This is a genomic window from Sphingobium sp. HWE2-09, from assembly GCF_035989265.1.
In the GTDB taxonomy this organism is placed as follows: Bacteria; Pseudomonadota; Alphaproteobacteria; order Sphingomonadales; family Sphingomonadaceae; genus Sphingobium.
Genome location: NZ_JAYKZX010000003.1, coordinates 395,049 through 410,542, shown reverse-complemented (window position 1 = coordinate 410,542; position 15,494 = coordinate 395,049). Strand labels below are relative to the sequence as shown.

Here is a 15,494-nt window from a genome sequence, read left to right as displayed (position 1 = left end):
GCCCGGTCTATCTAAGTTGGGCCTTGAGTGCCGGGGCGACAAGGGTCGCTGCATCCGGGTTCAGGCGGCCGATCTCATAGTTGAGGAAGGAGGCGAAGGCCAGCCACGCCAGATAGGGCAGCAACAGCACGCCTGCAAAGCGCCGAATCCGCCAGAAAAGCGCGGTCGTTACGGCCACCAGGATGAACAGGATGAGGATCAGCGCCAGCGCACTGCCGACCTGATGCGCGCGAAAAAAGAGTGGCGACCAGCAGAGATTAAGCAGAAGCTGGACCAGGAACAGGGCGATCGCCCCGCCACGCCCCTGCGCACCGCGCGCATGCAGCACGATGGCGAAGGCCAGCGCCATCATGACGTAAAGGATGGTCCAGGCGACGCCAAACGCCCAGCCCGGCGGCATCAGGGCGGGCTTTTCCAGCGCGTCGAACCAACGATTGCCATAGCCGCTATTGGCCATGCGGCCCGACAGGAAACCCAAAAAGACGATCGCTGGCACCGTGACCAGCGCCCAACGCAGATAGGCAAGACGCAACTGACCGGGGGACGCAATCTCGTTCATCGGCAACGTAGCTCCAAAAAGCCAGTTATTCCGCTGGATCCGGCGAATCCTTAAGCGCCGAATCCAGCTTTCGGCTGACGGTTTGCGGAGAAACCGTGCGCTTGGCAACGCGCGAATAGAAGATCGGGATCAGGAACAGCGTGATGAGCGTCGCCAGGCTGACGCCGAAGACCACGACGGTGCCGATCGAGTGGCGAGCCGCGGCCCCCGCCCCGCCGCGAATGACCAGGGGTACAGCGCCGATCACGGTCGCGATGGAGGTCATCAGGATCGGGCGCAGGCGGCGCTTGGCGGCTTCGCGAATGGCTTGGGCGATGTCCATGCCTTCGTCGCGCAACTGGTTGGCGAACTCCACGATCAGGATGCCGTTCTTGGCCGCCAGTCCCACCAGCATGACGATGCCGATCTGGCTGTAGAGGTTGATCGACCCGCCGGTGATCGCCAGCCCCAGCGCGCCGCCCGCCACAGCCAGCGGCACGGTGGCGATGATGACGCCGGGATGGATGAAACTTTCGAACTGGGCGGCAAGCAGCAGATAGACGATCAGGATGGTGAGGCCGAAGACCAGCCAGATCGACCCGCCGGTTTCGCGCAGCGACTGGCTTTCGCCACGATAGCCGATCGCGAGCACTTCGGGCGACTGGCGCGCCTGATCCTCAAGAAACGCCAGCGCCTCCCCCAGCGAGGTGCCGGGCGCCAGTGCGGCGGTCAGGGTGATGGCGCGCAGCTTGTTATAGCGGTTGAGCTGACGCGGCCCGGCGACTTCGCGGACGGTGACGAGCGCGGACAGCGGGACCAATGCACCGGTGCGGGATCGGACGTTGATGCGCTCCAGATCGGCGACGTTGCGGCGGCCATCCTCATCCGCCTGCACGAGCACGCGATATTCCTCGCCCCGGTCAACATAGGTGCCGACGCGACGCGACCCAAGCAGGCTTTGCAGCGCCTGGCTGACGTCGTTGACCGAAACGCCCAGGTCGCCCGCGCGCGACAGGTTGGTTTCGATCCGCATCTGCGGCTTGGTTTCCTTATAATCGCTGTCGACGTTGATCAGGCCGGGATAGGCGGCCGCCGCCGCCATGATGCGATCACGCGCGGCGACCAGCCCTTCATAGGTGGACCCGGCCAGCACGATATTGACTGGCAGGCCGCGCCCCCGCCCCAGGCCGGAGCGCGGCGCCGCATTGCCGCGCACGCCGGGTTGATCGGCGATCACTTTATTGACGATGGTCGCGACTTCGGCGGTGGTGATGGTGCGATCTTCCCATGGCCGCAGGAAGGCGATGACGTTGCCGCCATTATAATCGTCGGTCGATCCAAAGCCTGACGGCGTGCGGATGACCAGATTCTGCAGCGTGCCATCCTTGCGCAGATAGCTCAGATCATCCTCGATCTTTTTCATATAGGCCATCATGCGGGCAAAGCCGGTGCCTTCGGGCGCGCTGATCTGCGCTTCCACCACGCCGGTATCCTCGGCCGGGGCGAGTTCGTTGGGCAGGCGGGTGAAGGCGAAACCGGCGATGCCCAGAAACAGCAGAACGCCAAGGATCGGCAGCAGCGGCTTGCGCAGCACGCGGTCGAGCCAGCGGGCATAGCCATCCTCCAGCCGCTGGAAGCGATCATCGATCCAGCGCGCCAGACGGCCCCGTTCGGCATTTTTGAGCAGCTTGGAACAGAGCATCGGCGCGAGGCTCAAGGAGATGAAGCCGGAGAAGGCGATCGCTGCGATCATGGCGATGGCGAGTTCGCGGAAGAGCAGGCCGGTCTGGCCCGCCAGGAACATAACCGGCACGAACACCGCGCACACGACCAGCGTGGTCGAGATGATCGCAAAGCCGACCTGTCGCGTGCCCAGATAGGCGGCCAAGAGCGGGTCTTCACCCTGTTCGATGCGGTGATAGACATTTTCCAGCACGACGATGGCGTCATCGACCACCAGACCGATCGCCAGCACGAAGGCGAGCAGGGTCAAAAGGTTGATCGACAGACCGAGCAGCCACATGACGGCACAGGTTGCCAGCAGGCAGATGGGTACGGTGACCGCCGGGATGATCGTCGCCCGCACCGACCCCAGGAACAGGAAGATGACGAGGATGACCAGCAGGGCCGCCTCGATCAGCGTGTCATAGACATTGTCGATCGCCCGTTCGATGAACAGGGATTCGTCGGTGCCGATGGCGACATGCATCCCCTGCGGCAGGGACGGTTCCAATTCCTTGATCAGCGCCTTGGCCTTTTGCGCCACGTCCAGCGTGTTCGCGCCCGATTGGCGAATGATGCCGATGCCGATCGCCGTGCCCTGGTTCGACCGGAAGCTGGTATAGGGATTTTCCGCCCCTTCCTCGATCCGGGCGACATCGCCCAGACGCACCTGATAGCCATCGGTGCCGCGCCCCACCACCAGCCCGGAAAATTCCGCCGGGGTGGCGAAGGGACGCTCGACGCGCAGGGTCTGGTTCTGGTCCTTGGATTCGAAACGGCCCGCGGGCAATTCGACATTCTGGCTGCGCAGCGCGGCTTCGACATCGGCGGGGGTCAGGCCGAAGGCGGCCAGTTTTTCGGCGTTGAACCAGATGCGCGTGGATGGGCGCGCTTCGCCGCTGATGTTGACGCGGGCGACGCCGTCGATCGCGGCGAAGCGATCAGCGACATTGCGGTCGAGATAATCGCTGATCTGGATCGGCGTCCAGCCGGGGCGGGAAAAGGCGAGGAAGAGGATGGCGCGCGCATCCGAATCGACCTTGCGGATTTCGGGCGCCAGCGCGTCTTCGGGCAGGTCTTCCGTCACGGACCCCACGCGGTCGCGCACATCGTTGGCGGCGGTGTCGATATCGCGCGAGGGATCGAACTCGATGTTGATGTTGGACGTGCCGTCCTGCGACGTGGACGTGATCGTCTGAATGCCCTGCACGCCAGCGACCGCATCCTCGATCAACTGGGTGATGCGGCTTTCCACGACGGACGCCGCCGCGCCGGTATAGCTGGTTTCGACCGACACGATCGGCGGATCGGTGTCGGGATATTCGCGCACCGACAGGCTCATATAGCCGACGATGCCGACGATGCAGAGCAGGACCGCGACGACCGCGGCGAAGACCGGACGGCGAACCGAAAGATCGGACAATTGCATCAGCGGGCGGCCTTGCCTGATCCGTCCTTGGCCGCGCCGCCCTTGGGCTTGTCGCCGGGCAGGCGCACGGTCACGCCATCAGTCAGCTTGACCACCCCTTCGGTGACGACCAACTGCCCCGGCTTGATGCCGTCCAAAATCTCGACGCGACCGCCCTGCCGGATGCCGGTGCTGACCTTGATCCGCTTGGCGGTGCGATCTTCGATTACGAAGACGAAGCGGTCGTCGCCGTCGCCCACGACCGCCAGTTCCGGCGCGGCGAGCGACTGGCGCTGGCGTGCCAATACACTGACGGTCAACAACATACCGGGTTTCAGTGCCCTGCCGGGATTGGGCAGGATGGCGCGCACCTTCACCGCGCGGGTGGCGGGATCGATGATCGGATCGATGGTGGCGATGGTGCCGTTGAACGGGCGATCGGGCCAGGCGGCGGAGATCGCCTTGATCGCCATGCCTTCGCGGATCATCGGCAGGCGGGTTTCGGGGATGGTGAAGTCCAGCTTGATCCGGCTGATGTCGCTGACCGTGGCGATGGCGGTGCCCGCCGTGACGATCGCGCCGGGCGACACGGTGCGCAGGGACACCCAGCCGCCGAACGGCGCGCGGATCACCCGGTCGCCGATCGATGCGCGGGCAAGTTGCGCACTGGCGCGCGCGGCGCTGGCGAGCGCCACCTGCTGTTCCAGCGTCGCGCCGGTCGCGAAACCCCGGTCCTTGAGCGACTGGATACGCTGAAGCTGCTGACTCGCCTGCAAGGCGGTCGCTTCGGCGGAGGCGAGTTCGGCCTGTTCCTGCCCCACGGCCAGACGCGCGATTACCTGCCCCTTGGCGACATAGCCGCCATCGGCGAAGTTGAGCGCTTCGATCCGTTCCGTCACCGGTGCGGACAGGACGACCTGTTCATTGGCGAGCGCGGTGCCGACCGCTTCCAGATTGTCGGTAAAGGCGGCGGTCGCGACCGGCTGCACCTCCACCAACGGGATGGCGCGGGGTTTCTTTTCCTTCTCCCCTCCGCAGGCGGAAAGACCAAGGGCGAACAGGAGAACGGGGACTATGGCACGCATGATAGGGGGATGAAGAACCTTTGCTGGCGGCGGCATGATCGGCCGTGGGCCGCACCATATATCGGTAGTGTTTGGAACGAACATATCTCCATTATCCACCAAGACGGGCGTAGAGGAGAAATTCGATATTGCCCTGTGGGCCGGTAATCGGGCTTTGCGTCAGGCCTGCGACGGTCCAGCCCTGCGCCTGCACCCAGTCCTGCACCTCGGCACAGACGCGATCGTGGACGGCGGGGTCGCGGATCACGCCATTCTTGCCCACTTCCTCGCGCCGGGCTTCGAACTGCGGCTTGATCAGTGCCACCAAGTGCGCGCCGGGCCTGGCGAAGCCCAGCGGCTTTTCCAGCACCTTGGCGAGCGAAATGAAGCTGGCGTCGCACACGATGATGTCCACCGGTTCGGGGATATGCGCATCGGTCAGGATGCGGGCGCTGGTCTGTTCGTGCACGATGACGCGGTCGTCGGCGCGCAATTTCCAGGCGAGTTGGTTGGTGCCGCTGTCCACCGCATAAACCTTGGCCGCGCCGTTGGTCAGCAGCACGTCGGTAAAGCCGCCGGTCGAGGAACCGACGTCGATGGCGACGAAGCCGGTGACCTTGATCGCGAACTCTTCCAGCGCATGGGCCAGCTTGATGCCGCCGCGCGATACCCAGGGATGGTCGCGGCCGCGCACGTCGAGGTCGGCGTCGGCAGCGACCTGCTGGCCGGCCTTTTCCACCTTTTTCTCGCCCAGATAGACAAGACCCGCGAGGATGAGCGCCTGCGCGCGGGCGCGGCTTTCGGCGAGGCCGTTGTCGACGAGCAACTGGTCGGCGCGCAGCTTTGCCATCAGCGCACCAAAGCGGTCAGCGTGGCGGGAGTGAGCAATTGCGGCAGCGTCTGCGCCTCCTTGCCCGGCGCGTACCAGAGGTAGAGCGGCACGCCCGATCGGCCCTGACTTTCGAGAAAGCGGGTGATGGCGGGATCGGCATTGGTCCAGTCGCCGACCATGACCGTGACGCCACCCTTTTTGAACGCGTCACGGGTTTCGGCGCGGTCGATGGCGGCGGCCTCATTCGCCTTGCAGGTCAGGCACCAGTCGGCGGTGAAATAGAGGAAAACCGGCTTGTTGGCGGCGCGCAGATCGGCCAGTTTTGAGACAGCGAAATGGACAGTTGAATCGGCTTTTTCGATAGCGGCCGGGGCGCGGGTCGGCAGGGCGTAGCTGGCGCCCGCGAACAGCGCGACGGCGGCAATCGCAGCGATCACGCCGCCGCTTTTGCCCGCCCGCTGCCGCCCGCCTAGCCACCAGAGCAACAGCGCCAACAGCAGCGCTGCGCCAAGGCCGATCGTCATGCCAGACACACCGCGTTGCTGCCCCAGCAGCCAGGCGAGACCAAGCGCCGTCAGGAACATCGGGAGGGCAAGGATCTTCTGGAAGCGGCTCATCCAGTTGCCGGGCTTGGGCAGGCGCTGGCGCAGGGCGGGAACATAGGCGAGCAGCAGGAAAGGCAATGCGAGGCCCAGGCCCAGCCCCGCGAATACGGCGAGCGCGGCAGGCAAGGGCAGGAGCAGCGCCGCGCCCATCGCTGCGGCCATGAACGGCCCGGTGCAGGGCGTCGCGACGAAGGCGACCAGCGCGCCGGTCCAGAAGGAACCGGCGACGCCACCCTTCCCCACCAGCCCCTCGCCACCGCCATAGGCGCGCAGGTCGAACAGGCCCGCAAGATTGAAGGCGATGCCAGTCACCAGCAGCAGCAGCGCCAGGATGATGCGCGGGTCCTGCAACTGGAAGGCCCAGCCGACCGCGCCGCCTGCTGCCCTCAATGTCAATAGCAGACCGCCCAGCGCCAGACAGGTGAGGATGACGCCCAATGCATAGGCCAGCGCTTCCCGCCGGACCGTGCGTTCGTCGCCGCCTGCTTTCGCCAGCTTCATGGCTTTCAGGCCCAGGATCGGGAAGACGCAGGGCATGATGTTGAGCAGTAGTCCGCCCAGCAGCGCCCCACCAAGCGCCGCGAGGATCGCGCCGACTTGACCGTCCTTGGCAGCAGCGACGTCGCCGGGCTTTGCCGTCAGCAGGAAGCCGACATGGTCGCCGGTCCGCAGCACCGCCTGAACGGTGCCGCCTTTGCCGCCCATCACCACATCAGTTTCAATCAGCAACTGATTGCCCTGCCGCGTCACCAGTTGCGGCGCGGCGTAGCGGGTCAACCCCTCGGCCAGCGGGAAGAGATGCACGTCGCTTGCCTGCGCGCTGGCCGGAAAGGGCACGGACAGGCGCAGCTTGCCGTCCTGCATGGCATAGGTGGCTTCCGACCCCAGCGGACGGGGCAGATGGGTGCGCCACCCATCGAAGCGGGTGCGGGCCGCAGGCGCGACCGTGCCGTCGCCCACGACCAGGTCCAGCGTCAGGTCGCCGCTTTCGGGCACGCATACCTTGTCGGTGCAGGCCAGCCATTGCGCCCTGGCGCGCACGGGCAACCGCGTGCCGGGCGCAATGCCGGGCGCGACCTTCAGGTCCGCCAGCACGGCATAGGGGCCTTCATAGACATGGTTCATCAGGCCGGAGATCAGCAATGTCTCCGGCACCGGATAACGCAGCGCGCCGACGGTCACGCCCTTGGGCAGGGTCCAGTCGACGGTCATGCCCAGCCCTGCATCGCCAGGATTTTGCCAATAGCCGTGCCAGCCCTTTTCCGGGACCATAGCGAAGGCAATGGGGGTGCCATCGCCTGCCTTGGGCGCGGCGCTTTCGGCCGCGAGTTGCGCGGCGATATGCGCCGGTCCGCCACCGAACGCGCTTTGCGCCTGCGCGGTCGGCAAGCCCGCCAACAGGGCGAGCGTCACGAATATGACTTGAAAAATCCGCATCGGGCCTCTGGTCGGGTGGATGTGAGCGGGCTAGGTCCGGGGGCGTTCGCCGTCAAGGCTGGAAAAGGTACAGTAGATGTTGAAGAAAGTCGCCCTCGCCCTGTTGCTCGCCACCGCCATGCCGGTCGCCGCGCAATCCCCTGCCCCGGCTTCCGCGACGGCCCCGGCGACGGCCATGCCAACGACGCCGCCCAAGCTGATCGTCGCGATCAGCGTGGACCAGTTTTCCGCCGACCTATTCAGCGAATATCGCCAATATTATACCGGTGGCCTCCAGCGGTTGACGAGCCAGGGCGCGGTCTTCCCGCGCGGCTATCAGAGCCATGCCGCGACCGAGACATGCCCCGGCCATTCGACCATATTGACCGGCAGCCGCCCGTCGCGCACCGGCATCATCGCCAATAACTGGTTCGACCTGTCCACCGGCCGCGCCGACAAGACGATCTATTGCGCCGAGGACGAAAGCCAGCCGGGCAGCAGCAGCGACACTTATGTCGCCTCCCCCATCCACCTGAAAGTCCCGACGCTGGGCGGCCGGATGAAGGCCGCCAATCCGGCGACGCGCGTCGTTTCGGTATCCGGCAAGGATCGCGCGGCGATCATGATGGGCGGCGGCACCGCCGATCAGGTCTGGTGGCTGGGCGGCGCGCAGGGCTATGTCAGTTATAAGGGGCTGCCCACCCCGCCGCTGGTAGCCAAAGTCAACGCCGCGATGGCGCAGCGTCTGGCGCAGGCCAATTCCGGGTTCGAACTCCCGGCCCAGTGCGTGGCCAAGGATTTCGCGGTGCGGGCAGGCGATCGAACGGTCGGCATGGGCCGCTTCGCGCGCGCGGCGGGCGATTACAAGGCGTTCCGCATTTCGCCCGAACAGGACGCGATGACCCTGGCCTTCGCCGCCGCAGCGATCGAAACCATGGATCTGGGCAAGCAGGCGCAGACCGACATCATTTCGATCGGCCTGTCGGCGACAGACTATGTCGGCCATACTTACGGCACCGAAGGCACGGAAAGCTGCATCCAGATCGATCGGCTGGATCATGAACTAGGCGCTTTCTTCGACCGGCTGGACAAGGACGGGATCGACTATGTTGTGGTGCTGACCGCCGACCATGGCGGCCATGACCTGCCCGAACGCCATCGCCTGAACGCCATGCCGATGGAACAGCGCGTCGACATGGCGCTGACGCCCAAGGCTTTGAATATCGCGATCGCGGACAAGGCGGGCCTGCCGGGCAAAAAGGTGATCTGGGGCGATGGCCCGGCGGGCGACCTCTATTTCGACAAGGGACTGACTGCGGGCCAGCGCGCCCGCGTCGAGGCCGAGGCGCTGAAACTGCTGCGCGCCCATCCACAGGTGGAAACGGTCTTCACCAAGGCGCAGATCGCCGCCACCCCCTCCCCGTCCGGTCCGCCCGAAAGCTGGAGCCTGATCCAGGAGGCGCGCGCCAGCTTCTATCCCGAGCGGTCGGGCGACCTGCTGCTGCTGTTGAAGCCGCGCGTCATGTCGATCCCCGAACAGGCGGTGATGGGATCGGTCGCGACCCATGGTTCGCCTTGGGACACGGACCGCCGCGTGCCGATCCTGTTCTGGCGCAAGGGGATGCAGCATTTCGAACAGCCGCTGGGCGTCGAGACGGTGGACATCCTGCCATCGCTGGCCGCGCTGATCGGGCTGCCGGTGCCGAAGGGCGAGATTGACGGGCGGTGCCTGGATTTGGTGGCGGGCGATGGGGATAGTTGCGCGGGGCGGTGAGCGATGGGCTTATCAGGCTTGGCGTAATGCTACGTGGTTCGGATTGGGGTGTTGGGTCACGTCATTTTCATTCTCCCCTCCCTTTCAAGGGAGGGGCCGGGGGTGGGTGCGCCACGCAGTGGCGCTCTGCGGTTATAGCGTAGCCGCTCGCTGCGCTCGCACCCACCCCAACCCCTCCCTTGAAGGGAGGGGCTTTCATGTGGGTTCGCCCCAAGTCCATCACCTGAGTTTCCCTAAATATTCTCTCCCACGCCATCCGTCGCTTCCGCGACCATGGCGTGCACGCGGTGGGGGGCGGAGACTTCGACGCGGCTGGTGACTTCATATTGCGCCTTGGCCTGGCGGACATTGCTGTCGGCGGGCACGCTGTCGGTAAGCCAGACATTGCCGCCGATCACCGACCGGCTGCCCACGATGATCCGCCCCAATATCGTTGCGCCGGCATAGACGACCACATCATCCTCGATGATCGGGTGGCGGGGGATCGCTTTTTCCAGATGGCCCTTCTCGTCCGCGGGGAAGCTGCGCGCGCCAAGCGTCACACCCTGATAGAGGCGCACCCGGTTGCCGACGATCGCGGTTTCGCCGATCACGACGCCGGTGCCATGGTCGATGAAGAAGGACTGGCCGATGGTCGCGCCGGGATGAATGTCGATTCCGGTCTTGCCATGGGCGATTTCCGAGATGATCCGCGCGACCAGCGGCGCGCCCAGTTCGTGCAGGCAGTGGGCCAGCCGATGGTGGATGATCGCCAGCATCGACGGGTAGCAGATCAGCACTTCATCCACGCTGCGCGCGGCGGGATCACCCAGGAACGCCGCATCGACATCGGTGTCGAGCAGCACGCGCAAGGTGGGCAAGCTTTGGGCGAAGGCGGCGATGATGCGCGCCGCTTCCTGATCGACCGCTTCGGACGGCTGGCCCTTGAGCGCGTAGATCAGTTCCAACCGGATCTGGCCGTAGAGGCGGCTGAGCACCGTTTGCAGCGTTTCGGCGACATAGGCGTCTTCATTGCTGAGGCGCACAAAGCTGGGGCCAAGCCGCAGGGGGAAGAGCGCGCCGCACAGTGACTGCATGATCTTGGTCAGGTTGGCGCGTGAGGGGAAACCCTCCGCACCATATTCGGCATGATGTTTCTGCCCCTGCCGCCAGCGACTGCGCGCCGCGCTGAGTGCCGTGACCAGTTGTCCGAGATCCCAATAGCCCTCGACGATCCGGTCGTCATCCTGTCCGTCTGCAATCATATCCGCCTCATGCGCCTGTCGATGCGGGCATAGCGTGGTCGCAGGCGTAGCGATAAACGAGTTTTGCTTGGGGGCGAACAGTTTCTCTTTTAGCTGCGGCCGGTCTATCGCGGCAGGTGCAGGCAGATTTCCGCACGCAATCCGCCTGCGGGGCGGTTGGCGAGGGTCAGTTGGCCGCCCTCCGCCTCCACCGCCTTATGGACGATCGCCAGGCCCAAGCCCAGGCCGCGGGTGTTGCGCTGACGCGCGTCATCGAGCCGGGCGAAGGGGCGCAGCACCTCCTCCAGCCGTTCGCGCGGGATGCCGGGACCATCGTCATCGACCCGGATCAATATCTCCGTCCCCGCGCGCTCCAGCGAGACACGGGCGCGCTGGCCGTAATGGAGCGCATTTTCGATGAGGTTGCGCACCGCGCGGCGCAGCGAGAGGGCACGGACCGCCATCTCCAGATGGTCCGGGCCTTCATAGGTGACATCATGATCATGATCCTGGAACGCATCGACGATCGTCGCGATGGTGACGGCGACATCCGTGCGGACCGCCGGTTCTGGGTCTTTTTCGCCGCCCAGGAACGCGAGCAGCGATTCCAGCATCGCGCCCATTTCCTCCAGGTCGCTGGTCATGGCGCGCTGGATATCCTCGTCCTTCACCTCTTCCAGGCGCAATTGCAGCCGGGCGAGCGGCGTGCGCAGGTCGTGCCCGACCGCCGCCAGCGTTTCGGTGCGTTCGTTGATCAGCCGGTGGAGGCGCGATTGCATGGCGTTGAAGGCGGAGATGAGGTTGCGCACGTCGCTGGTCCCGGCTTCGGGGACGATCACCGCCGATCCGAGGCCAATCTTGTGCGTTGCGTGGGTCAGGTCGCGTAGCGGCGCCAACGTGCGGCGGATCAGCAGCCAGCCTGCCAGCAGCAGCGCCAGTACCGGGATCAGCGCCAGCCCAATCCGGCCGATGGCGAAGGCCCATTTGCCGCCACTATGATGCATCCCGAAATAGACCCAGCTGCCGTCGGACAATTGCAGGCCGCCGTTGATTTCCGAATGACGGTTGGGCGAGGCGAGGCGCAGCCAGAGGCGTGATCGTTCCAGGCTGGGTTCCCAGGCGACGATCTGCTGCCGCATCCGTTGCAGTTCGGGCGACAGTGGCGGCGGCGGCGGCGCGGCGGGCGACCAGTGGACGTCATAGCGGTCGGTGGTGAGTTGAAGGCCGAGTGCCGGGCGTTCGGTCGGTGGCTGCTCGGTCAGCAGCTTGCGGGCGATGACCAGATGTTCGGCCAAGCGCCGCGCTTCGTCATCCTGCAACGACATCTGGCTGGTCCGCTCATAGATGAGCGTCCCCACGGCAAATTCGAGCATGACGGTCAGCAGCAGGATCGCGAACAGACGGCCTACCAGCCCCAGCGATCCCCTGAAATGCCGTTTCAAGCGCGGCTGACTTCCGCGTTGAACATATAGCCCACGCCGCGCACGGTGGTGATCGGCGCGCCCTTGTCCTCCGTCGACAATTTGCGGCGCAGGCGGCTGACCAGCACGTCGATGCTGCGGTCGCTACTGTCGCCCATGCGGGTGCGCGACAGTTCGATCAGCCGTTCGCGCGCGATGACCCGCTGCGGGTGGCTGAGGAAGGAGCCGAGCAGGTCGAACTCGGCGCCGGTTAGTTCCACGATCGCGCCGGTGGGGGAGCGCAGTTCGCGGCGGGGAAAGTTGACGCTCCAGCCATCGAAATGCGCTTCGCTTTCGCGATGCTCGTCCGGGCCGCGTTCCACGCCTACACGGCGCAGGATGGCGCGGATGCGGGCGATCAGTTCGCGGGTGCCGAAAGGCTTGGGCAGATAATCGTCCGCGCCCAGTTCAAGGCCGACGATACGGTCGGTTTCGCTGCCCTTGGCGCTGATGAAGATGATCGGCACGTCGCTCTTGCGCCGGATCTGGCGGCACAGATCGATGCCGTTGGTGCCGGGCAGCATGACGTCGAGCACGACCAGATCGACCGGGCCGGCATCGAAGGCCACCCACATTTCCGGGCCGGAGGAGGCCGGGCGGACCTGATAGCCATGTTCCTGGAGCGCGCGGGCGGTCAACGTGCGCAGCGGCGGATCGTCTTCGACGAGGATGATCGACGGGGCGGTCATGGAAGCGTCAGCGCACAAAATATCATGATGGGGAGATAGAGGTAGGACGGTGGGGGGTCAACCGCACGCCCCTGCCCCAGATGCGCATCGCGACTGTGGCAACAATTTGTCACAACAGGGAAAAGCGTCGGCCCGCCGTAACGGCAGGCCGACGCCCTTTAAGATTAGAAAGCGGCGGTCAGCGAGAAGACAACCTTGCCACGGGCGATCGAAGAACCGTCCTTGTCCTGGAAATTGGGACGGAGATAGTTTTCTTCCACGCGCGCGATGTCGGTATCGACATAGGCGATGCCGGCGGTCAGCGGCGTGCCCGGAATGGCGACGTCCGCACCCACGAGCCAGTCGAGATATTTGCCGGTTGGCGCGACCGACGTGCCGTTGGGACCAAGCCCGCTATTGCCCTTCGACCAGCCCAGATGCGCCTTCAGCGTCACGGGCGTGTTGGGGACGGCGCCGCTGACATCACCCCAGACGTAGAAATTGTCGTTCTTGGCGCCCGGACGGAAAACGGCGCATGTCGGCGCGTCGCTGCACACCTTGCCCAGTGCCTGCTGCTTGGGCGCATAGGCGACGCCGAGCAGACCCTTTACCGGACCGATCTGATGCGACAGCTTCACATAGGGTTCGGCGAAATCGGTTTCGTCCGCGCCATTGGGATACATGTACCAGGTCAGGCCGACGTCCACCGTGGTGCCTTCGCCCAGCGCCATGGAATAGCCGCCGATCAGATCGAGTTCCATGTTGGAGCCGCCGAACGTGCCCCAGCCCGACAGGTTGGAACCCCAGGTGCCGACATAGAAGCCGCTTTCATGCGTGACAGTGATGCCGCCCTGAACCGCGAGGCCGTTGTCGGACTGCGACACGCCACGGAAGCGATAATCGGACACAAGACCGACGCTGCCGGTCACGGTGACGGGGCTGGTGGGTGCTTCCTGCGCGAAGGCCGGCACGCTGGACATGAGCGCGAGGGCGGCACAGGCGATTTGATACTTCATGAACATTCCCCTTAACGTTGGAATGTTCCGTCCTGCATCCGCTCTGGCCCGAAGATCTGTTGTGATCGTCTTCGATACCGGCGGATGTCGATCAATTATGCTTTGGCGATATGCAGGTAAAGAATTTTCTCGCAACTGCGAAATGATTAGCGATTTTGTGTCGCAAAAAAATCACACAGCCGCTTTCACTATCCGCCATCAAAAAGCGCCGCCGTGCCTGCAAGAGGCACGGCGGCATAAGCGGTCGCCTGATCTTAAAAGGGGGGAAGTCAGGCGACGAGCTGGCGCATCCGTCCGGTCGCGCCGAACAGTTCCACCGGCGCACCGGCGCCGCGGCGACGATCCACCCACTCGCGCAGCATTTCTGCGCAAGTATGGTCGATATGGCCGAGCTTTTCGACGTTCAGAATGACGAGGCCAGCGGTCGGCAACGAATCCAGCTTGGCCGACAGCTTGGGCAAGCTGAGGAAGGTGGCGGTGCCGCGCAGCGCCACTTCATGCGCTTCGCCCCGGCTTTCCTCCACCATCTTGAGACGCAGGCGGGTGGCGTGGGGCAGCAGTTCGATCAACGACAGGCCGATACCCACCAGCACGCCGGTCAGCAGGTCGGTCGTGACGACGCAAATCAGCGTCGCCGCCCATACGATCGCGGGCAGCGGGCCATAAAGGTGGAAGAGATGCTTCACATGCGCGACGCTGACCAGGCGAACGCCGGTGATGACCAGAATGCCCGCCAGCGCGGCCATCGGGATTTCCCGCAGCAGCCAGGGTAGGAGCGCGACGAAGCCCAAGATCCAGATGCCATGCAATATAGCTGACAGCCGCGTCTTGGCGCCGGCCTGCACGTTGGCGGAACTGCGGACGATGACGCCGGTCATCGGCAGGGCGCCCGCAAAGCCGCAGAGCAGATTGCCTACGCCCTGGGCGCTGAGTTCGCGGTTGTAATTGGTCCGCACGCCGTCATGCATCCGATCCACGGCGGCGGCCGACAGCAATGTTTCGGCGCTGGCGATAAAGGCGATGGCGATGGCAGTGGTGATGACCGCGGGGTTCATCAACTGGGCCAGCAATCCCTGGTCGGGCAGCGCGATAGCGGCGACGATCAATTCGGGCACGACAACTCGCGCCACCGGCAGACCGAGGACGAAAGCGACCAACGTGGCGGTCACCACGCCCACCAGCGCGCCGGGCACCAGCTTCATCGATGCGGGACGGAATTTTTCCCAGCCCAGCATGCTGAAGATGGTGATGAGACCGACCGTGAACGCCGTCACCGTGTCACCGCTGGTCAGGCCGAAAATCTGGCCGGGCATGGCGATCAGGTTATGCAGGCCGCTCGACAACGGCTTGTCATCGAACAGCACGTGGAACTGGCCGACTACGATCAATACGCCGATGCCCGCCAGCATGCCGTGCACGACGGCGGGAGAAATGGCGCGGAACCAGCCGCCGACCCGCATCAGGCCAGCGACGACCTGAATCGCGCCTGCCAGAATGAGGATGGGACCAAGGGCGGACAGCCCCTGTTCCCGAACGATTTCAAAGACGATGACCGCAAGACCGGCGGCAGGCCCGCTGACCTGCAGCGGCGAACCCGCCAACAGGCCGACGACGATACCGCCGATGATGCCGGTGATGAGACCCTTTTCCGGCGGCACGCCGGACGCGATGGCGATGCCCATGCAGAGCGGCATCGCCACCAGGAAGACGACGATGGACGCCGTGAAGTCGCGGCCGAAAGTGCCGCCGGAAAGAGCCTTCAACATGG

Annotated in this window: 11 protein-coding genes; 1 reads left to right on the top strand and 10 read right to left on the bottom strand. The window is 65.0% G+C overall.

Going from position 1 to position 15,494, the window contains the following annotated elements; genetic code table 11:
• Positions 1 to 7: 7 nt before the first annotated feature.
• The 5 genes from U5A89_RS07465 to U5A89_RS07445 all read right to left on the bottom strand — a co-directional run bounded on the left by U5A89_RS07465 (position 8) and on the right by U5A89_RS07445 (position 7,606).
• The gene (locus tag U5A89_RS07465; protein WP_338160555.1) at positions 8 to 559 is read right to left on the bottom strand and encodes a TspO/MBR family protein; all 552 of its coding nucleotides are present in this window, start codon (positions 557 to 559) and stop codon (positions 8 to 10) included.
• Between the two features lie 25 nt (positions 560 to 584).
• On the bottom strand, positions 585 to 3,689 hold the full coding sequence (locus U5A89_RS07460; RefSeq protein WP_338160554.1) for an efflux RND transporter permease subunit: 3,105 nt from the start codon (positions 3,687 to 3,689) through the stop codon (positions 585 to 587).
• Positions 3,689 to 4,753, bottom strand: coding sequence for an efflux RND transporter periplasmic adaptor subunit (locus U5A89_RS07455; protein WP_338160553.1), 1,065 nt, complete (start codon positions 4,751 to 4,753; stop codon positions 3,689 to 3,691). The genes U5A89_RS07460 and U5A89_RS07455 overlap by 1 nt, the downstream gene beginning before the upstream one ends.
• 91 nt (positions 4,754 to 4,844) lie before the next feature.
• Complete coding sequence (locus U5A89_RS07450; RefSeq protein WP_338160552.1) at positions 4,845 to 5,582, bottom strand: TlyA family RNA methyltransferase; 738 nt, start codon at positions 5,580 to 5,582, stop codon at positions 4,845 to 4,847.
• Positions 5,582 to 7,606 carry a protein-disulfide reductase DsbD family protein gene (locus U5A89_RS07445; RefSeq protein WP_338160551.1) on the bottom strand — a complete coding sequence of 675 codons (2,025 nt, stop codon included), beginning with the start codon at positions 7,604 to 7,606 and terminating at the stop codon, positions 5,582 to 5,584. Before U5A89_RS07445 ends, U5A89_RS07450 begins: the two co-directional genes overlap by 1 nt.
• A 76-nt stretch (positions 7,607 to 7,682) precedes the next feature.
• On the opposite strand from U5A89_RS07445, the gene U5A89_RS07440 reads away from it, so the two are divergent.
• Positions 7,683 to 9,359 carry an alkaline phosphatase family protein gene (locus U5A89_RS07440; protein WP_338160550.1) on the top strand — a complete coding sequence of 559 codons (1,677 nt, stop codon included), beginning with the start codon at positions 7,683 to 7,685 and terminating at the stop codon, positions 9,357 to 9,359.
• 233 nt (positions 9,360 to 9,592) lie between these two features.
• On the opposite strand, the gene epsC is transcribed toward U5A89_RS07440, so the two are convergent.
• The 5 genes from epsC to U5A89_RS07415 all read right to left on the bottom strand — a co-directional run bounded on the left by epsC (position 9,593) and on the right by U5A89_RS07415 (position 15,492).
• A complete protein-coding gene (gene epsC / locus U5A89_RS07435; RefSeq protein ID WP_338160549.1) occupies positions 9,593 to 10,603 on the bottom strand; it encodes a serine O-acetyltransferase EpsC in 1,011 nt (336 codons plus the stop codon).
• A gap of 104 nt (positions 10,604 to 10,707) precedes the next feature.
• Positions 10,708 to 12,024: an ATP-binding protein gene (locus U5A89_RS07430; RefSeq protein ID WP_338160548.1), complete on the bottom strand. Its 1,317-nt coding sequence runs from the start codon at positions 12,022 to 12,024 to the stop codon at positions 10,708 to 10,710.
• On the bottom strand, positions 12,021 to 12,731 hold the full coding sequence (locus U5A89_RS07425; RefSeq protein ID WP_184266862.1) for a response regulator: 711 nt from the start codon (positions 12,729 to 12,731) through the stop codon (positions 12,021 to 12,023). Before U5A89_RS07425 ends, U5A89_RS07430 begins: the two co-directional genes overlap by 4 nt.
• 164 nt (positions 12,732 to 12,895) lie before the next feature.
• Positions 12,896 to 13,732 carry a TorF family putative porin gene (locus U5A89_RS07420; protein ID WP_338160547.1) on the bottom strand — a complete coding sequence of 279 codons (837 nt, stop codon included), beginning with the start codon at positions 13,730 to 13,732 and terminating at the stop codon, positions 12,896 to 12,898.
• Between the two features lie 263 nt (positions 13,733 to 13,995).
• Positions 13,996 to 15,492: a SulP family inorganic anion transporter gene (locus tag U5A89_RS07415; protein WP_338160546.1), complete on the bottom strand. Its 1,497-nt coding sequence runs from the start codon at positions 15,490 to 15,492 to the stop codon at positions 13,996 to 13,998.
• Positions 15,493 to 15,494 lie beyond the last annotated feature (2 nt).